Consider the following 19,072-nt stretch of genomic DNA (forward strand, 5'->3'; position numbering starts at 1 on the left):
TTGTACACTTTAATGAACCCCCAAAAAACCATCGTCAGTGGAATTTGACGATGGTTTTTTGGGGGGAGTTACCAATCGAGAAGGCTCTTTTTATCGAAATGCACGCTGAAAATCAGATATCTAATGCCCTTCCCTACGTGCAGCACGTGCAATACTTTCTGCGAAAAGAGAAGCCTCGCGTCTGTTGTGATCTTCCGATATTTTTTGACGTGACGCAGACGCCTCCTCAAACGTGAGTCCCTGACTCTCGAATATACTCAATAAATGTTCCGACGGATGAGTTACCACGAAATTAGTAAATTCGGTTTGATTGGCGTTAACGGCTTTTACGCTAAGCTCCCATATGACTTGCATTTGGGTTCGTTGCTCGTTCGTAATAAAGATATCGGTCGTGGAGACCATCCGGCATTTGTGTTTCTCGACGACCTCTCCGACATAATGCTGAATCGAAAGACTAGTGCCGATTTTCTCCACGTTAATCGACATTGGTCTTCCGTCTTCCGTCGTGGTCGTTCCTACAGCAATATGGTCGGGGGGACAGCAACGTTGATATTCCGCTTCAGAAAGAGAAAACAACCATTGGCCGATATCGATTTCTTCCACCGGAACGTCGATGATGTGACTAAAGCTTGATTGTGCAAGCGTTAGGTCTTCACGAATCTTGGACATAAGCAAGCCCCCTTAATTTGTACTTGCGATCTATCAGATACAATCACTTGTGTGCAGCACGTGCGATGCTTTCTGCAAAAAGAGGCGTTTCGCGTTCATTATGATCCTCTACGATTTTTTGTCTAGCCTTCGCAACCTCTTCGAATGATAACCCCTGACTTTCAATGGTTTTCAAAAAATCCTCGGTAGGATGTGATCTCACAGAATTCGTATATTCTGTCTGATTGTCATTGATGGGCTTTGCGCTAAGCTCCCATATGACTTGCATTTGGGTTCTTCCGTTTGTAAGAAAGATGTCGGATGTAGAGACCATCCGGCAAAAATCCTTTTTGACGATCTCACCGACATAATGCTGTACAGCGAGACTGGTGCCGATTGTCTCAACATTGATAGACATTGGACGACCATCTTCTGTTTGAGTAACACCTACTGCAATATGGTCAGGGGGGCAGCATCGTTGATATTCAGCATCGGAAAGCGAGAACAACCACTTCCCAATATCGACTTTCCCAACAGGAACGTCGATTACATGGCTACAGACGGATTGGGTAAGCGTAAGGTCTTGACGTATAACGGCCATTCAAAAGACCTCCTTCTTTAATTTTTAACCTTCGTTATTATCAGACTGCTTGGAGGGGTTTATTCAAGAGCAACAAAGCGATCATTCTTACGACTACCAGTTGAAAAAATGATCGCTGCAATGACGTCAGTAGGAATCGCAAGTTTTAAATTTGTTCTTATAGTTTGGCAAGAAGTTCTTCTGTTGTGAGTATGGCATGGGCAAATGTTGGTCCGTTAATTTCATGTGCCGCATGCAGCGCTTCTTTTGTAAAAGCTGATGTCGCATCTCTGACGAGCGTAACATTGTAGCCTAGCTCCATACCGAATCTCGCGGTCGCTTCAATGCAAGTATTGGCTAGCATACCGACAACGATAATTTTTTGCACGCCATGCATTTTTAGCTGATGATCCAGATCTGTGTTCGCGAATCCACTGCTGCCCCAATGCTCTTTAATAATCACATCGCCTTGTTGAGGCTGGAAATCTGGATGGAACTCCCCTCCCCACGAATCTTTAGCAAACACCTGACCTTCTTTTGCTTTAAGCTGATATGGCGTCGGATGTAGCCAAGTATCAAAATCATTCGGCTCAGATCTGTGATGAGGCACGTAAAAAACACGAATGCCCGCTTTACGCGCACCTTCAACAGTCTGCTTTAAATGTTCAATCATGTTTACGGATTCCGAGACTTCTTTCGTCCGTGGATAAAGTTTGCCTTCCTCTGACAAGAAATCATTATAAGGATCTACCAGAAGAAGTCCTGTTGTTGTTTTATCGTACACGTGTGTCATGGATATGCACTCCTTTTTATTGTTATCGCATCAATTTAATACCGACATATTCATTTCAATGATTTGCCGTAATTTATCCCTGTCCGTTGTAGTTTTAACCATAACGCGAAGACCTATCAGTGAATTGTTAAAATATTGAGAAAGCAATTCCGCGTTGAGTGTCTTGGAAAGTTCCCCCGATTGTTGACCTTCTATTATAAGGTTACATATTAACTGTTCTGTATAATCCCAAAACTGATGAACACAATCTCTGGCCTCTGAATCATGTTTTGCCAACTCAACCGCGGTATTCACGATAAAGCAGCCCGAAGGAAACTCCTCTCCCGGATCAATGGCCCTTTCAAACAACAATCGAATGGCTTCCTTAGCAGAAAGTCCATCTATTCGAATTTTAGACGATTGCTCTAACCTTTCGCTGTATCGCTTTAATGCTTTGATATAGAGTGTTTTCTTATCGCCAAAAGTATCATACATGCTCCCTTTATGAACTCCCATGTGTGATACTAGTTCCTGCATGGATGTTTTCTCATATCCTTGTTCCCAGAATAACCCCATGGCTTTAAGCAAAACGGCATCTTCATCAAATTCCTTTGTCCTAGGCATCCTTCTCTCTCCTTTCAAAGCAAATTTATCATATTGAGAACGATCGGTCAAGATAAATATTGACCGATCGTTCTCAATCAATTGTAGGCAATATTCATTCTACAAATACATAATACCCGTTACTTTTGTGTGTTTTTAACGCTCACTACACCCATCCGCTTTCATTCCTCCGGCATACGATAATCCATATATAAGATATATGGAGATGAGAAAATGACAAATCCAATTGATGAGTTCATCCCAGCGATTGAGAAAGATCTGGCTACACTACCTCATGTCATTGATTCAGTAAGAAAATATGTAGAGCACCCTATCCGTAAATCTTTGAAGAAGGAGTTCCAATGAAACCCTATCATGTCGTCTGGAAGGGACCTGTACACAAAGCAAGCGGTCTTGGCCGTGCCACAAGAGCGTACGTCCAATCACTAAAGCGGCAGGGCATAGCCGTTAGTATTGGAGCGTCAAGCCATCGTAAAAACGGCACCCAAGGCAAAAAGGTGCTGATTTATCACCGCATTCCCAGCAGCATTCAATGGAAAAAAGAGCGCAGTGTATATGATCTCATTATTTTGAATACCGTTTGGGAAACAAGTAAGATCCCCAGGGGCTGGCTTCCACATATGAACAGATTTGATGCTGTTTGCGTACCCTCCATGCATAATAAAAGAACGCTAAGGAACAGCGGTGTGAAAGTCCCGATTTTTGTCATACCTCATGGCGTAAATACAAAGGAGTTTCATCCGAACAATAAGAATATGTCTTTGCCGGGGACGACAGGCAGGTTTACGTTCGTGTCCGTATTTGGCTTCCAGCATCGCAAAAATCCAGAGGGCCTGCTAAGGGCATATTGGGAAGAGTTTTCCTCTAAAGATAACGTTGTGCTTGTGATCAAAACAAACGGATATGCGGCTCATGAGAACGAAAGATGGATCCAGGCAAAAATATCGCAATACAAAAAAAGACTGGGTATTCAAAAAGATACGGCCCCCGTTATCATTATAGGCCGCCAACTTAGTGAAAGCCGGCTAAAAGGTTTGCATACGCTCGGTGATGTTTTTGTTCTTCCGACTCGTGGCGAGGGGGTTGGACTGCCTTTTCTAGAAGCGCTTGCGAGCGGCGTACCGGTCATCACTACAAGTTGGGGCGGGCAAATGGATTTTCTTACGCATAACAACTCGTTCCTGATTCCATACCAGCTCCGGAGCCCGTCAAGCAGCATGAACAGAGCCATCTCGAAAAAGTTTAGCAACCTGTTTGCGCAAAAGGGACAACTATGGGCGGAGCCGAATCTGGTCGCCTTAAAAAAAATCATGAGGAAAACGTACCAAAATCCCAAACTTTGCAAACAAAAAGGACGCCAAGGCAGAAAAGATATGCTTCATTTATCTTGGGACCGGGCCGGGGCATTAATGAAGCGTGCGATTGAAGAAGTCATTCGATCCAAGAAATGAATTTGGAAATGCTTAGAAATATGAATGGTTTTTATACTTCTGCGAAGAAATTGGAGGTAGATCTTGTGAAGAAGGTAAAATATAAAATGGGGAAATTGGGAAAGCATGAATTCATGAAGAAGAATAAAATGATAAGCAAATTCTTGCCAGACACTCGAAAAGCAACTTTGTCTAACATTAAAATAATGCTGAAATTGTATAAATCCGTTTTCTTAAAACCCGATGAAGGAACAGGCGGTCACGGGATATATAAAATCACTAGGGGCATGAATAGTCTTACTATACGCACCGGTTCGAATTCACGTATTTTTAGCTCATTAAATGACTTATATACATCAATTCAAAGTATTCTAATTAAGGATAAATATATTGTTCAAGAAGGAATTGAACTGTTAAAACACAATAATCGTCCTTTCGATATAAGAGTTATGGTTCAAAAAAATGGAAAAGGCACATTGGATGTTACAGGGATTATTGGAAGACTAGCGAAGCGTAATAAAATAGTAACGAATTTTCATTCTGGAGGAACGCCCTTACCTCTAGATATCTTACTCAAGTCACATCTGAATGACGAATCAAGGAAACAGTACATTCAAAGAATGGAACGATTAGGGAGAGATGCAAGCACTGTTCTTAGTGAAAAATATAGAAGTAAACGAGCATTCGGAGTTGATATAGCAATTGATAATAAAATGAATCCCTGGGTCTTGGAGATTAATACCCAGCCTGATATGAGTATATTTAACACTTTGAAGAACAAAACGATGTACAATAGGATTCAAATGTACTCAAAAAATAAAGGATGAGCAGTATTCATCCTCACTATTCGTCTTAAGGAACTCTTTCAATTAGTGATATACCAATGCGGCACCACGGACAAATCGTATCAAAAAAAATCGACTCAGCAACTACGTTATTATTACTAAAAGGAGTTGCCCTTAAGTCCTGAATAGACTTTTGGACAACTCCTAATAACATCTTAGACTTCATTTCCAGGAAGAAGAGGAGATGAAATACCAAAGGAAGATAAAATTTCTCGCAAATGCAGTTGAGCTTTAACTGTTCCTAAATTACCCATAGAGGCCCCGACGATCCATGATGGTTTGCCATTCATTACTCTGTCCACGCGGGACAACCAATCGATGGCATTCCCTAACACACCCGGAATCGTACCATTATATTCAGGCGTCACCCACAATACTGCATCTGCATCGGATACTTCCTACAATAGCGGCAACTTTCATAGCATAATTACCTACATTAGTTTGTTAGAGCTGCGAAATCTTCTTCGCTTAGTTCGAGAGTAGCTGCACGCAAATTATCTTCCAAGTGGGCAGGAGAAAGTGTCCCAGGAATGGGCAGAATTATAGGTGAGCGTTGAAGCAGCCACTTTAATGCCACCTGCTGCGTTGTAGCATTCAATTTGCGGGCAATATCTGCCACCCTTTCTTCTACCTTGGCAGTGTCGCCAAACAAGCCGCCCAAAGGGAACCAAGGAATGAAAACAATCTGATGTTCGGTGCAAAAGTTTACAAGATCCTCATATTTGCGATTGAACACATTGTATTCGTTCTGAACGCTAACTATCGGTGCAATTTTCAGTGCCACTTGAAGCTGCTCAACCGTGACTTCAGACAAGCCGATGTGCTTAATAAGGCCTTCATCTTGGAAGCTTTTAAGCAACTGGATGGTTTCTTCCAGTGGAATATTAGCGTCTACACGGTGGAGCTGATAAAGGTCAATTCGGTCTACTTGGAGTCTCTCCAAACTCTCTTCCAACTCGGCTCGTAATTGTTGGGGATCATTCCCATTCGCACCACCTTTTGTGGCCACCAATAGGCCGTTACCGTAAGGTGCAAGCGCGCTGGCAATGCCCTTCTCACTCTCTCCATCAGCATAGATGTAAGCTGTGTCAACAAAATTAGTACCAAGCTCAAGGGCTCGTTTCAGTAAATTGTGTGCATCCGGTGTGTTGGTGATGCGATTGGTGCCCAAGCCGATTCGATTGACAGTGAAATCACCTATTGAAATAGTACCCGCCTGCGCCGCAGAAATAGTTTCTGACATCGTTCTCTCCCCTTTAATCGTTTATTAAACATTAGTACTAAAACATTGTCATAACGGAACAGAACTGTTCTGTTCCGTTATGCGATTAGATTACATTATAGCTTGTACTTTGTCAAGCGACAGTACAATTTATCTTTTTCAAAAAAACACCCCTTAGAATGAACATTAGATTCAATGTTTATTCTAAGGGGTGTTTACGTTGTGCTCTCTCAATTAAAGCTTCAAGATACATGCAAATCGATCAAATGTGTTGCGAGTGCTTTAAGTTGGGCTGCCGGACCGGCAGAGCCCAGTGCATGAGCTAATGATAGTGCTCCAGTGATCACAATCATAAGTTGATCCGTCAAATTTTCATCTTGCGCGCCGGCCTGCTGGGTCAGTCGGTTCAAGCGTAAATGCATTGAATCGTTATATTCAACAGTCATTTTCTTGACAAAATGGCTCTCTTCGGGAAATTCAGCAAGAGCGTTTGAAAAAGCACATCCACGATAATCGGGACTCATCATTGTATCCGTAATAGCATCGATAAATGCCAACAATTGCTCTTTTGGGGATCCCTCATGCTTCGCAATAACCTCGTCAAATTGTTTCCAGTCATGTCTGTCCAATTCCACGAGATAAGCGACGATCAAATCATCTTTGGTTGGAAAATGGCGATAAAGCGTCGCCTTGCCAACTCCGGATTTCTCAACAATCGTATCAACCCCTACCGAACGTATCCCTTTGCGATAAAACAAATCGCAAGCCACTTCCAGGATACGCTCCCGCGCAGGTTTACGCGATGTCACCAATTCAAACACCTACCAATCTCAATAATTCTGTCCTCATAGTGTATCAAAGCGTTTATATTACAGCAACTGATGGTCTCAGTATAGTAATCCGCCAAGCTCTTCTCTTTCCAGAGGCCCGCTTTGAATCAACTCCATCGTCATCATATAATAAAGGCCAATCATCAACAATCTGAAGATCAGCCTTTATTTGAGTATGTTTTATTTCCCTTCAATCGATAATGCTAATGTCTTTAACTGTTCTCTTTCCAGAACTTCTTTTGTTGCTCCTTTTTTAGCTAAATGCACAATGACCTGACCTAACTGTTCAGAGGTTACAACCGACTTCATTCGTTTTAACAACGGATTTAATGGTTTCATTATATTGTATAGTATACGATACTGTGTTGTTTTTGAACGTTCACCATGCATGGGTAAAATAGCACCTGGACGTAACATGTACGCTGCTTCAAATGGCATACCCAGTAATGTGTTTTCCGTTTTCCCCTCTACTCGTGCCCACATTTCTTTTCCTTGTTCTGTACTATCTGCTCCCATTCCAGAAACATAGATTATTTTCATATTTGGATTGAGTTTCACTAATTGCTTAGCAGCCTTTATTGTCATTTCATTGGTGATACGTGTATATTCAGCCTCGGACATACCTGTTGAGGAAACACCAATTAGATATAAACACGCATCAAACCCTGTCACTTTTTCCTTTACGGAAGAAAGGTCTGATATATCGGGTAGCACAATTTCTTGATATTTGGGATGCTGCTTTTCCGTTGACTTACGAACTATTGCGACGACCTGCTCTATCTCTGGATCTAATAAACATTCTCTTAATGCTAGCTGTCCTATCATACCGGTTGCACCATATAAGACTACTTTCATACGGACACCCTTTCTTTGAAAAAAATAATTTTAGTCTTGTATTGGTTATGAGTTAGTTGCGGAAACAACCAACTATATATATCATCTATTGACCCGTACTTTTTTCTTCTCTTATTCTCACAAATGAATAATAAATGATCGTTCACTTAATGTCAAATGATTATATAAATTGAAGAACCCATTCTTTGATTTGAGCTGCTACTTCAGATACATGGGCATCGGTAGTATCGACAATTGGCATTGGTGGGCTATATTCTTTGTCTGCATTATCAACCAACCATTTAGCAAATTCCTTATAGTCTTGGATCATGTCTTCTGGCCAATTTCGCTCACGTAATCGACGCTCACGGGTTTCATCATTACAATGTAAATTCAGGTAATATTTTTCGAAGCTCACTGATAACATAGGTTTTTCCAGAACCACTCGAACCTGTCACAATAAATAGAGGTATTTTTTTCTCCATAAGGGAGTTGTGTTCATTTCCCATATTCTACTCCACCTTTTCACTGTCAAATTATGTTTCAATTCCAGCTCGATTCAACCACTAACTTTGAATATCTCCTTTCTATGTAAACAGATTAAGTGGAATGCACACAAACAGCCGTAGATGAACAAATGTCCATCTACGGCTAATTGCAGCATAGGGATCAACAAAGAAAATGCAGCCTTTGAGGTCCATATATACATAGCGATAATGATGAATGTTCATGACAAGAAGCATTATTTAGATATCGATTAACCGATAACTACTGTCAAGAACATATTCATCATTTGGCTATCCCACCATTCACATATTTGTTTTAGTTTACCCATTTAGATTCTTTACTGCGCCAAAATCTCGAACTTCGCGCCGGCATCTCCGGCGAAAACTATCGATCCTCCTGCGGGGAGTTCGATTTTATCTTTGCCTCCGATGACACTGAAGTAGATGCATGTTCCCTTTGCATTATAAACCGAGAAGGAAGCGTTCGAGGACATGTTCACCTTAATGATTTTGCCCCCGTTTGTGTCGCTTATTGTAAACCACCTGGCGTAGCCGCTCGGCGGAATCGTAACGATTGACTGCTTAGAGACGTAGATGGGCTTCACCGCGTTCTCGTTCACTAAGATGCTTCCACCAGAATTCAGATACTCTACACCGTCCTGCTTAAAGAACGTATAACCTGAAAGATCCCTCCCACTCATTCCTGGGATTTGCAATTCGGAGATGGCCGTATTCGGGTCTGTTATTCGCTTATCCAATACATACCCCGGTAATTGTTTCGACACATTCAATTGAAACGGGGGCAACAGCAAATAAATGAGCGACGTATACCTTTCATTCAGCAGATAATATTTCTTGCCGTCGCGCTGCTTCCATGCTTCCTTGGTCGCTATCGAAAGATCTTGTGGCTGGAGCTTCTCGGCGTTGTACACTGACATAGACATCTGTCCAAGACCTGGTAACGAAGCGTACTGACGTATCCATAAGTAGGTGCGGCCGTTCTCCTGCGTCACGAAGCTGAGCTTCGCATTCCCATCCGCACTCCGAAACGTGCCATCAGCTGAATACTTGAAGATCTGGGCCGGATTACCGGGCGACTGCTCCGAAGTGATGGACATGACGCCGCCTTTAGTAATATCGATTTTCACCGTTGCATTGGTCGCGCCATAGATTCCCGAATATTGCAGCACAGATTCCGGCATATCGGCCTTTACCGGCGCTCCAAATGATTTCTCAGGTTTGAAATCGGCTATTGTCCCCTTCTCCTTCAACGCCTGAAGCAGGATTTCGTTCGCCATAAGCCGGTCGATCGTAGCGCTCCCTCCGGAAGTGACAACAGCTGCCGCCATGTTCTGTTCGGGAAGTACAACGAGCGACGAGTGATAGAGAGGCGTGTCCCCGCCTTTGGTCAACCCCTTCATTCCGTATTCGTTGAATGGGTACAGATTGACACTGTCCCAACCGAGACCGTAAGCGTAATCGAATGAGTAGGCCGTATCGTCAGGCCACAAAGGCGTCTTGTACTCATCTTGCGCCATGGCTGCAGCCGATTTACCGGACAAAACTCCTTTCGCTTCCCCTGTGAAAATTTGCGAGAATCGAGCTAAGTCTTCTGCCGTGGAATAGATGCCTCCTGCTCCGATCACGTTGGCTGTCTCGTTAGGAAGTTGTCCTAAGTAGGTAGGATAATAAAGTCCCGCCATCTTCGCTGTATTCGGAGTATCGAGCGGCGTTGTCGTATTAACCATACCTAGAGGCTCCGTAATAAATTTATGGATATAAGAGGTAAAATCCATACCGCTTACACGCTCGATCAAAATCTCGGCTAGCGTAAATCCGTCATTGCAGTAAACCGAATACGCGCCCGGGTCCGCCTTTAAGGTCTGACCAGCTAATTGCCCCAGCAGAGTGTCGTGGGCGTAAGTATCGTTATCTTCGAATAAAAAGGCATTCGTTAGCGACGATCCGTTCAGACCGGAAGAATGATTCAGCAGCATGCGCGGTGTAATCTGCTTGTAACGTTCATCCTTCATCGTAAACTCAGGGACATACTGAACAACCGGCGTATCGAGATCGATTTTCCCTTGGTCGACCAACTGCATGACGGCAACCGTGGTAAACATTTTACTCGTCGAGCCGATTCCATACATCGTGTCTTTCGTGAGCGACTTCTGCCCCTGCTCATCATTCTTACCGAATTGACCGGATGCGACGATTTTGCCATGATCAATAAGAGCGTACTGCACACTGTTCGTGCCGTAAGTTTGCGTGAGGAGATCGGCCTTCTCCTTTGCAGCTTTCTGGGTTACTTCGTAGGTGTTCACTGCTATGTTCTGCATCTCTGCTAGTGCTATGTTATCATTCCAGGGAGTTAACAGTAGACACGAAGCTAGCAGAACTCCCATTATCCATCGACTTTTCATCACTTGAACTCTCCTTCCGAATATTCCTTTATTTAACGAAAATTAAAAATAATTACGAGAATGGCGGTTACCAGAACGGCTACCATCGCAGCGGCTATGGTCTTACCGAGCGAATTAGCCATATTGATCGTCCATCCCAATCCATATCTATCCGGAACGAACAACGCCGGGTCTTCGGGGTTCACGTAAATGCTGCCAAGCCATTTCCAGTGCCTCTCCTCTTCTGACGGAACGTCCTTTTGCTGATCAAGATCTCTAAACCGCAGGTAAAGCAAGACGCCGATCAGCGTTAAGAAGAATACTGCCGTGAACGAGATGTTGTATCGCAAGAGCAGTTTGAGATTCCAGCCGTACAGCATTACAGCTTGTAACAACCCTAAGTTTGCAATCCCTAGAAGCGAAATACCCCAAGCCGTAATCGAGTAGATTTTCTTACGCTTCAACTGTTTCCGCAACGAACCTTCCCGGTCTTGAGAATCCAGCGATGTCCTGGCACGGCTAATCATCAGATTATAGCCGGCGAAGAATACGATCATCAGCGCTTGCACGATGTTGATCATGAATACAGTCCGTACGGACTTGTCAATGTACTGATCAGGAAAACCGCTTCGCCCCATATGCATCGCGATCGACTGTGGAATGTCGTCCCATCTCACAACAACAAAGAAGATACATAATGCCATCACGGAGACATGCACTGTAAACCACCAAAAGTTCAGCACCGAACCATGACTTCGGCCAGACGCAAGGCTTGCTGTGCGCTTTGTCTGTACGGCAACCTGCCAGCCTCTGGCCGCCTTCAATCGCCGGGCGGACATCTGGCTGATCAGAATGGCTAAGAACGACACAATGATTAATAGCAAGATGGCGGCCGCCCAGTACAGGAAACTCCGCCCCGTCGTTTGATGACGTGTCACTAAAAAGCAAGCTACTCCGGTGACGATCGCAAAACCACCAGTGAGCAAAACGTATTTCCGGCGAATGCCTCGGACAGCCGTATCCTGCAGGGCCTCCGCCGGCAGCGTAATGCCGAACAGCAGGGTCCTCAAGCCGATATAGGATTGTATGCTGATCATCAACGCGATAAACAAATAAAAGCTAGATATTATGATCGTCTCAGGTACAGTCAATGTTGTTCCCCTCCGCGATTTGTAATGGTATCCCGGTATACCGCTCTGCTTTGCTGCGTAAATGCCTCTTCCGACATGCCTCGTACCGCTGCTTCCGCCGCAAGTGACCGCATCTGTCGCTGAAGCTTCGCCTCGAACGCCTCCGTCACGCCGGGCATCCCGTCGGACTGAACGATAACGCCCTGTTTCCGGTGTACTTGAAGAAAACCCTCCTGCTTGAGCAAATTGTAGGATTTATTGACGGTATGAAGATTGATGCCCAGTTCCTCCGCCAATCTCCGAACCGACTGAAGCGGATCCCCCGGTTTCAACTCGCCAGACGCGATCCCTTCGACGATTTGGTCAACCAGTTGTGCGTAAATCGGAGTCTCCGATTGCAGATCGAGCTCTATGAACAAGAATATCCCTCCTTATGGCATTTGCTGCTTGTCTTGAGGTTTTGATATGTGCAAGCCATCTCATATCACACCACCCTTCGCATCTGTTATATTACATGTATAACACATATGGAAATCACATACAAGATAAATATGGGAATTAATCCATCTCAGCTCAAATAAAAACGGCAGCTGATTGTTGGTCAGCTGCCGTTGAGATAAAATCGGGGGAGCGCAAATATAGAAGACAAGTATTCCAATAACATAGATTATTCTCATATCCGGATTGAGTTTCACTAATTGCTTAGCTGCTTTTATCGTCATTTCATAGCTGATTCGTGTATAGTCAGCCTCTGACATACCCGATGAGGGAACACCAATTAATTAAAATCACGCATCAACCCCCGTCACTTTTTCCTTATAAAGATGTAATATTATTTAAAATTGATAATAATAACATATATTTAAATATATACTATTATATGGTATTATATTAATGTTTAGATAGTGCACTTAATTTACTTATAGGGAGTGATAGAATGAAATCTTATTTAATGAAATCTTTTCTGTTGGTTGTTTTTTTGATATTAGTTATACCCTCTATATCAGAGGCTAGCAGCGTCGAGCCTGTTGGAAGTACGAAGGTTTCAAGAGAAGAAGCAGACAAGGTAGCTGTGCAGTTCTTGGAGAAACATCAATTTTCAGAACCTTTCACAGCGCTAATATCCGTTGAACCAGCATATGATGTTAACGAAGAATTAATTGCGTATTATTACATATTCAGTGACCAATACGTCCTAGTAGCAGCTAATAAGTCATATTCTCCAGTGCTGGCCGCTGGGGAAGGCAGTCTCGATATTGCAGAGCTGAACAAGGAAGGTAAGTTATATTATCTTGGTGGAATTGAAGCTGTATCAGCTTTGAATGCTGAAGAAGTCATGGAGAAAAACCATCAAAGTGATCAAAAAACATTTGCTAATTCCAACACCGGTCTTGTCAAGAATCCGGATGCGGATTCCTTGTGGGACGCTTATTTGAATGGTTCATCCTTCTCTATAGGAATCAAGGCATTAACTGAAAAAAAGATAACGATTACGACCTTCGATCAGTACGAGACAGGTGTAAATCATTCTGCATCTGCGTGCGGACCGACAACCATGGCGGCCATCTCTGAGTATTGGAGACAATATCGTGGGTTCAACTTATTGCCATCCACAATCTACTATGGCTCTAAAGCAGCTACTATAAACCACTTTTACAGCGAACATGGTGGGTTTATCGGTGGGATGAGTGTAGCTGGAGTGAAAATTGGACTTGAGATGCATAACGGAGACTTTTATAGGTCGGCTTCGGCTTCCGTAATCTCAGGGTATAACGCCTACAGAAACGAGATTAATGCTAATCGTCCGGTTGCTGTGAAATTTGATAAGAAGTTCACCTTTTTTGAACCGGATTGGGATTATGCTTACACATATCACTGGACGGTTGGTAAAGGTTATGCCTATGATAGTTTCGACAGTATGATCATTGTAAATGACAATACAGGAACAAAACAGGAGCACTATATTGATTTCCCAACCAATCAGCCAATCCTTTCAATGGTTGCATACTCTATGTAAATCGATCACCTTACAGGTTTGGGAAACAGGATAAGGAGAACAGATGAAGAGATACCGTTTAGGTTATCTAATCCTTTTGATCATTATTATCGGAGCAGTAATAGCAATAATCAACGGGAACTCAGAGCGTCAGAACAAACAGGCAGCAGGAAGTCTCGGAATGGATTATGTACGCAAAAAGTATGTGGAAAATGATCCTTTGAAGGTTAATGCAATTTGCAAGCCATTATTCGGGGGTTCGGGTTATCAGTTAGTGATCAAAAATTCACTAGGAGACTCGTATTATGTCATTGTTGTTCTTGGATCTAAACGTAATCTTGTCACTATGAATGATCTGACGAAAGATGTTCGGGAAGGCAAATCGATATTCCCATGCCGACAATAGAAAAGTACTATATGCACACGCACTAAAAATCCCCTCTGGTCTACAGGAAGAGTTAACGATTACGTTATCTCTTATTGCCCTGTTTACCATGAGGGGATTTTTGGGAAGCGAAAAGGCTGTATGATTCTCTTTAAGTTAAAACGGGGCTTGCGAAGTATTAGCCACATGACGCGAACGTTACAGGCTATGAATCCTTGTCCCTCTCCGCACCCCCAAAAGGCTCTGTGTTATTATTTTGAATGGACGGATTGTCATCAATTCACCTCGGGTTCGTTCCGATTAGATCTACAACGATCGAACGAGGGATTGTCCTTTTTTCTCATCATAAGCCATCAATAGATCCTGGAGTCGCTCTAGTGGAAGCTCAATATCTTCTGACATACAGTCTGCCACATCAATATTGAAGTCTATAACGAGACGGTTCAACGCTTCCACCGCGGGAACGTAGTTCTGGTAACTGTCAATAGCACGGATATACGCGCAAGCAGCCTCAACCGTCCGCTCCAGCTTCTCCAGGCATATCCCGCTGTACTGGTGAGCCATATAGCTTCCCAAACCTTGGCGGACAAAATAATCACTTGGGGTATTTCCGCATTCCAGGCAATGATTAAACGCCTGTAATGCTTCCTCGAATCGGGACTGCTTCACATAGTTCAGACCGATATAATAATGCAAATCCGTGAAGTCCGGATACATTCTCGCCGCAAGCTCAAGACTGCGTTCATTCTGGGGAAAAGAAGTCTGGTCCAATACTGCTGCATACTTCAGCTTGTAAATGACTGCTGGGGGAGTTGTTTTTTGATCCAGGAAGAGCTGAATGATCTTGTTTGTCCATTTGACCACCTGCTTATAATCACGAATCCGGAGATACTCGCAGGCCAGCTCATACAAGTTCCATGGACTATGGGACTGAACGGCAGTCATTTCTCGTTCTACACGCTTGATTTTGCGCTCGGTTGCCGTTTGTTCCACCTGCGATTCCGCATGAATCTTGAACGACCGCATGTGTATCCTTTGGCCCTGTCCATCTCTTGAAGTTGTGCAGTCAATATCTATGAACACGACCTCATCTTTGCCGAAAAAATGGAAACCAGCCTGCCGCCTAAATAATTGAGGATGACCATAATCGACCACGCGCACACGCCCTTCTACCGTCTTCTGGAACTCTACCACATGATGCAGGATTAGATCCGCACCTGCAATATAGAGAAGGTCCCGGTAGCGGGGGAGCGCTGATTCCTTCAGATATTCATTCGGATTCAACCATATGATCCAATCTCCGGTTGCTTGCTCCAAGGCTAGATTGAGTGCATCCGCTGGATGCATGCTTTGGCGACAATCCACAACCGTAGCTCCGTAATCCTGGTATAATTGGTTAACCGGCATGGAAGTTCCCATATCCGCTACGATGATTTCATCCACCAGTGAATGTATACTCTGTAGGCATCGCTCAAGCCTATTGTTCTTGTGATCCACTGCTATGCACAAAGTTAATGTCATCATCTGCATCACCTCGCTTGCGAACCCGTCTGGACGACAGGGAATGTCCCGTTATGAATCTATTCTAAACGTATGCGGCACCTCGTGGATTCATTCCTGCGTCATTACATAGAAAAGAACCATTTCCGCAGAAATGGTTTAATGCAGTGTTGCTGATCTTCAAGGTTATATGGCAGTGTTCTAGACCAATCCGTTGTCCGCTATTCTTACTATAGATAGATGCCCTGCTGTATTGGCGGCAAAGGCGCTCTGTATTCCCCGCTGCGTATCGGAGCGATTGGAGATCTGGATCGTATCTCCGGCAAAGAGTAAGCCGATCCTGCTTGAAGCAAGAATACCTGAAGCGGCATGCCCACCGGTCCCGCTAAAAGGGGCTCCATTGATCAGCAGACTAAACAACGTAGGAATGGGCTGACACGATGACAGTGTGATCACCCAGTCAATGTAATATAACCCGGATGTGACTACAGTGATCGTGTTCGTTCCATTAAAATTTAAACCATACAGATCTGAAGGCGCTGGCAATACTAGATTCACGAGACCTAATGGAGGTACACACTGTGTATCGATTGCCAGATTAGCGTAACTCTGAGAAGTAGGTCCGCCGCCGGAGCCTGTAGGCCCCGTCACACCCGATTCGGGACCTAGGAATACTTTTAGAGAGTCCATCTTATTCTGTAATACCCATTCGGTCTTTACAACTTCCTTCAGGGTCTCTCTGACATTCTGGTTAATCTGGATAATCTCCGGAAAGGTGGCTGGTGTAGTAGACCCGCCAGGAAGCGTACCTAATGCGAATTGTATTTTCTCTGCTTCTGTATTAATGATATGACTTAGACCAAGCTCCTGCATGGCGATAGAGGACAAAATCAGATTAATGACTTCATCCCTCGTCAAAGTAATCTGAGGTGTAATATTAGGAATATTCGCCTGCGACATACGGCTGCACACCATCCTCTTACTCATAATAACGTTCAGATGCTACTTACCATCTATGCTATTCCTGTAACCGAGGTTCCCCCAGCTTGTTCTAAATTCATCGGAACTGAAGGAGTACAACCAGCCTAAGTTTTGTTTGTAGAATTTCCGACTGGCAATGGGAATAGAACAAATTTTCTATTTCATACATTGATTCTAGTTGAAGCGGAATTTTCGTATCGGATAAGTAGTACTTAGGTGGTTATAGATAGATGTCGCAACCATCCATACCGAATATAACCCTCACCATTTCCGTTACCAAGAAAGAAATGATATCTCTACTGCTCAGTTCCATCGCTATGAGGGAGCTGGCAATATCCCATATTCTCAATGCGGAAGCGGAGAAGATGCAAGCCTTTGCCCATCATGCCCGGCATAACTGAAATATTCGAACGAAGGATTTTCTGAGGTTTACTACCTCTGTCTCCAAGCTGCTGGAAGTTATCAATATGGAGCAGTGGCTGGGGCTCAATAAGATAGACCGTATTATCTGTCTAATAGATGATCATTACGAAGAGAAAGAGAGTTGTGATAAGGGCGGAGTGGATTGAGTGGGGAGTTCTACGGGCTGGAAGATTACTGCGAGGCATATATCACCCCGTCGTTTTGCAAGGAGGTGATTGAATGAGGTAAGCAAACCCATACTATTCATACCACCTAGAAAGAAAAAAATACTTAACTTAGGGAGAGATGTTTGTGTCATTGCCATCCGTACCGAATATAACGCCAACGATTAGTGTGACAAGTCAAGATGCTTATAATCTGCTGCTCATATCCATCGCCTTGGAGGAGATCGGTTTAAGTCATATCGTGAACGCGGAGGCGGAGAAAATTCAATATGCGCTGGGAACGCTACCGGGACTGACTCCAAAAGCAACCTTACATGAAATCCTTCAAGTCAACAAAGACGTACGTGCAACCCTTGGCGAGGTGGTTTTACAAGAACTGATCCTGCATAAGAAGCTGGGTTCCATCTTTGACAATTTACATTCTTCCATCACCCCACCATGCCCTCCGGAAAGTACGGTAACCTATCCACCATATCGCTGAGAGTTTCAAATTATTAAGCAAAGAGCTCACTTCGGGGAAATAACCGGAGTGAGCTCTTCTATACATTGTAGGGTGATTTTATTAAAGATAACTAGCGACTAGGGTAGTTTTGTAGACGCTTGTTCAAGTGCCTATTCATTGGCGCGCAATTTATTGTATCTTACTTGTGCTTCCAGATAATTGGGAGACAATCTTAGTGCTTCCAGATAAGCCCCTCTTGCCTCAACGATCTTCCCCAGTTTCTCATAACATTCCCCGAGATAGTAATACGCCTGAAAGGAACCAGTTCCCTTCATCGTTAAGTATCGCAGATTGTCATCCCCGAGCGTAATACAGTAGCGAAACGCTTCTGCTGCTTCTTGTACAATGTTCCGATGCAATAGGGCGATGCCTTTTAAATAGTGAAGATCTACATAGTCGGGATAAATGCCCAGTGCTTTATCAATAGCTGCAACAACGTTATCCAGGCTCCCAAGTGCAATTAACGAGGAATATTTCAATTTGTACAGCATGGCGGGCGGCAGTATGCTATTTTCCAGAAAGAGTCGGATAGACTGGTTCACATGCTGAAAGGCTTCCGGGAAATTCTCCAATCGGTAATGCTCACTAGCCAAATGGTATTCTATCCAGGGGTCAGGGGCGGGTTCGCTGGACGCTTTTTTCAGTAGGGTCAGGTTGCGTTCGGATTTTGCTTTTGCTGTTACTTCCGAATCCAAATACCCATAGTGGTATACTTTAACATCCAGCATCTTCATTTGCTCCTGATTTCCTAGAATCTCCCGGTTATTTAGCTGTTCATGAATGGAACCGTTGAAGCGGATGCCAATTCCATTACGGAACAAGCGATGATGTGCCAGGCGATAGATTTTATCTGGATCTGGCGGGGACTCGCCATAGTAATTAATCAGTTCAACAAATACAAGATTCTGGTCATCCATCTCCAGCACGCTTCGCAGACGAGGAGCATCTACGCTATCCACTTCCTCGTCGGCATCGAGCCATACAATCCAGTCCCCTGAAGCTCGTTCAATGCCATAATTTCGGGCGTCGGCAAAGTGATTTGTCCAAGGGAAAGAATAGACGGTAGCCCCCACAGATTCAGCGATTTCTACTGTCCGATCCGTTGAACCTGTATCCACGATAATCATCTCATCGACAACGTGCCTCACACTTTCCAGGCAGCGACCGATCCATTTCTCTTCATTCTTCACAATCATACATAACGACAATGTTTTCTTTTCTATGTGATAGCCCCCTCTAGTTTAGGTACAATGCATGCCTAGAGTCCGATCCGTTTGATTCGATTCGGATCAAATGCT

The 19,072-nt window shown here is 43.8% G+C and carries 21 protein-coding genes and 1 pseudogene; 7 read left to right on the forward strand and 15 right to left on the reverse strand.

The window, feature by feature from the left end; genetic code table 11:
* Window positions 1-120: 120 nt before the first annotated feature.
* From ACFVU8_RS04880 to ACFVU8_RS04895, 4 genes are all read right to left on the reverse strand, one after another.
* Entirely contained in the window at window positions 121-669 is a 549-nt protein-coding gene (locus tag ACFVU8_RS04880; protein WP_387426046.1) for a hypothetical protein, read from the reverse strand.
* Window positions 670-712: 43 nt separating this feature from the next.
* Window positions 713-1,249, reverse strand: a complete 537-nt coding sequence (locus ACFVU8_RS04885; RefSeq protein WP_387426047.1) for a hypothetical protein — start codon at window positions 1,247-1,249, stop codon at window positions 713-715.
* Window positions 1,250-1,406: 157 nt separating this feature from the next.
* The gene (locus ACFVU8_RS04890; RefSeq protein ID WP_387426048.1) at window positions 1,407-2,021 is read right to left on the reverse strand and encodes a cysteine hydrolase family protein; all 615 of its coding nucleotides are present in this window, start codon (window positions 2,019-2,021) and stop codon (window positions 1,407-1,409) included.
* Window positions 2,022-2,051: 30 nt separating this feature from the next.
* Window positions 2,052-2,624 (reverse strand): TetR/AcrR family transcriptional regulator, encoded by a 573-nt coding sequence (locus tag ACFVU8_RS04895; RefSeq protein WP_379463815.1) that lies wholly within the window; start codon window positions 2,622-2,624, stop codon window positions 2,052-2,054.
* A gap of 213 nt (window positions 2,625-2,837) precedes the next feature.
* Here ACFVU8_RS04895 and ACFVU8_RS04900 point away from each other — a divergent pair, with 213 nt between their 5' ends.
* The 3 genes from ACFVU8_RS04900 to ACFVU8_RS04910 all read left to right on the forward strand — a co-directional run bounded on the left by ACFVU8_RS04900 (window position 2,838) and on the right by ACFVU8_RS04910 (window position 4,881).
* Window positions 2,838-2,969 (forward strand): hypothetical protein, encoded by a 132-nt coding sequence (locus tag ACFVU8_RS04900; RefSeq protein ID WP_387426049.1) that lies wholly within the window; start codon window positions 2,838-2,840, stop codon window positions 2,967-2,969.
* Window positions 2,966-4,075 (forward strand): glycosyltransferase family 4 protein, encoded by a 1,110-nt coding sequence (locus ACFVU8_RS04905; RefSeq protein WP_387426050.1) that lies wholly within the window; start codon window positions 2,966-2,968, stop codon window positions 4,073-4,075. The genes ACFVU8_RS04900 and ACFVU8_RS04905 overlap by 4 nt, the downstream gene beginning before the upstream one ends.
* Before the next feature lie 65 nt (window positions 4,076-4,140).
* A complete protein-coding gene (locus ACFVU8_RS04910; protein ID WP_387426051.1) occupies window positions 4,141-4,881 on the forward strand; it encodes a YheC/YheD family protein in 741 nt (246 codons plus the stop codon).
* A 176-nt stretch (window positions 4,882-5,057) separates the two neighbouring features.
* Here the strand turns inward: ACFVU8_RS04910 and ACFVU8_RS04915 are convergent.
* The 8 genes and pseudogenes from ACFVU8_RS04915 to ACFVU8_RS04950 form a co-directional block, all read right to left on the reverse strand.
* Window positions 5,058-5,297 (reverse strand): annotated as a pseudogene (locus ACFVU8_RS04915) (NADPH-dependent FMN reductase); the annotation flags it as partial.
* Window positions 5,298-5,335: 38 nt separating this feature from the next.
* Window positions 5,336-6,142, reverse strand: a complete 807-nt coding sequence (locus ACFVU8_RS04920; protein WP_387426052.1) for an aldo/keto reductase — start codon at window positions 6,140-6,142, stop codon at window positions 5,336-5,338.
* Window positions 6,143-6,363: 221 nt separating this feature from the next.
* Window positions 6,364-6,930, reverse strand: coding sequence for a TetR/AcrR family transcriptional regulator (locus tag ACFVU8_RS04925; RefSeq protein ID WP_387426053.1), 567 nt, complete (start codon window positions 6,928-6,930; stop codon window positions 6,364-6,366).
* A gap of 201 nt (window positions 6,931-7,131) precedes the next feature.
* Entirely contained in the window at window positions 7,132-7,806 is a 675-nt protein-coding gene (locus ACFVU8_RS04930) for an NAD(P)H-binding protein (RefSeq protein ID WP_387426054.1), read from the reverse strand.
* A 160-nt stretch (window positions 7,807-7,966) separates the two neighbouring features.
* The gene (locus ACFVU8_RS04935) at window positions 7,967-8,212 is read right to left on the reverse strand and encodes a hypothetical protein (RefSeq protein ID WP_387426055.1); all 246 of its coding nucleotides are present in this window, start codon (window positions 8,210-8,212) and stop codon (window positions 7,967-7,969) included.
* Window positions 8,213-8,629: 417 nt separating this feature from the next.
* Complete coding sequence (locus ACFVU8_RS04940; RefSeq protein ID WP_387426056.1) at window positions 8,630-10,714, reverse strand: serine hydrolase domain-containing protein; 2,085 nt, start codon at window positions 10,712-10,714, stop codon at window positions 8,630-8,632.
* A 32-nt stretch (window positions 10,715-10,746) separates the two neighbouring features.
* Window positions 10,747-11,844 carry a DUF5808 domain-containing protein gene (locus ACFVU8_RS04945; protein WP_387426057.1) on the reverse strand — a complete coding sequence of 366 codons (1,098 nt, stop codon included), beginning with the start codon at window positions 11,842-11,844 and terminating at the stop codon, window positions 10,747-10,749.
* Complete coding sequence (locus tag ACFVU8_RS04950; RefSeq protein WP_387426058.1) at window positions 11,841-12,242, reverse strand: GntR family transcriptional regulator; 402 nt, start codon at window positions 12,240-12,242, stop codon at window positions 11,841-11,843. Before ACFVU8_RS04950 ends, ACFVU8_RS04945 begins: the two co-directional genes overlap by 4 nt.
* Before the next feature lie 518 nt (window positions 12,243-12,760).
* Here ACFVU8_RS04950 and ACFVU8_RS04955 point away from each other — a divergent pair.
* Window positions 12,761-13,840 (forward strand): C39 family peptidase, encoded by a 1,080-nt coding sequence (locus ACFVU8_RS04955; protein ID WP_387426059.1) that lies wholly within the window; start codon window positions 12,761-12,763, stop codon window positions 13,838-13,840.
* Window positions 13,841-13,883: 43 nt separating this feature from the next.
* Window positions 13,884-14,225, forward strand: a complete 342-nt coding sequence (locus ACFVU8_RS04960; RefSeq protein ID WP_379466983.1) for a hypothetical protein — start codon at window positions 13,884-13,886, stop codon at window positions 14,223-14,225.
* 285 nt (window positions 14,226-14,510) lie between these two features.
* Here the strand turns inward: ACFVU8_RS04960 and ACFVU8_RS04965 are convergent, their stop codons facing one another.
* Both ACFVU8_RS04965 and ACFVU8_RS04970 read right to left on the reverse strand, forming a co-directional pair.
* Window positions 14,511-15,728: a glycosyltransferase gene (locus ACFVU8_RS04965; RefSeq protein ID WP_387426060.1), complete on the reverse strand. Its 1,218-nt coding sequence runs from the start codon at window positions 15,726-15,728 to the stop codon at window positions 14,511-14,513.
* Between the two features lie 177 nt (window positions 15,729-15,905).
* Window positions 15,906-16,664, reverse strand: a complete 759-nt coding sequence (locus tag ACFVU8_RS04970; protein ID WP_387426061.1) for an alpha-helical endospore appendage domain-containing protein — start codon at window positions 16,662-16,664, stop codon at window positions 15,906-15,908.
* A gap of 251 nt (window positions 16,665-16,915) precedes the next feature.
* On the opposite strand from ACFVU8_RS04970, the gene ACFVU8_RS04975 reads away from it, so the two are divergent.
* Both ACFVU8_RS04975 and ACFVU8_RS04980 read left to right on the forward strand, forming a co-directional pair.
* Entirely contained in the window at window positions 16,916-17,086 is a 171-nt protein-coding gene (locus ACFVU8_RS04975) for an alpha-helical endospore appendage domain-containing protein (RefSeq protein WP_379466980.1), read from the forward strand.
* A gap of 313 nt (window positions 17,087-17,399) precedes the next feature.
* Complete coding sequence (locus ACFVU8_RS04980) at window positions 17,400-17,753, forward strand: alpha-helical endospore appendage domain-containing protein (protein WP_379466979.1); 354 nt, start codon at window positions 17,400-17,402, stop codon at window positions 17,751-17,753.
* 131 nt (window positions 17,754-17,884) lie between these two features.
* On the opposite strand, the gene ACFVU8_RS04985 is transcribed toward ACFVU8_RS04980, so the two are convergent.
* The gene (locus tag ACFVU8_RS04985; protein WP_379466978.1) at window positions 17,885-18,982 is read right to left on the reverse strand and encodes a glycosyltransferase; all 1,098 of its coding nucleotides are present in this window, start codon (window positions 18,980-18,982) and stop codon (window positions 17,885-17,887) included.
* Window positions 18,983-19,072 lie beyond the last annotated feature (90 nt).

The organism is Paenibacillus sp. NPDC058177 (genome assembly GCF_042883835.1).
GTDB classification, from domain to species: domain Bacteria; phylum Bacillota; class Bacilli; order Paenibacillales; family Paenibacillaceae; genus Paenibacillus_AQ; species Paenibacillus_AQ agri.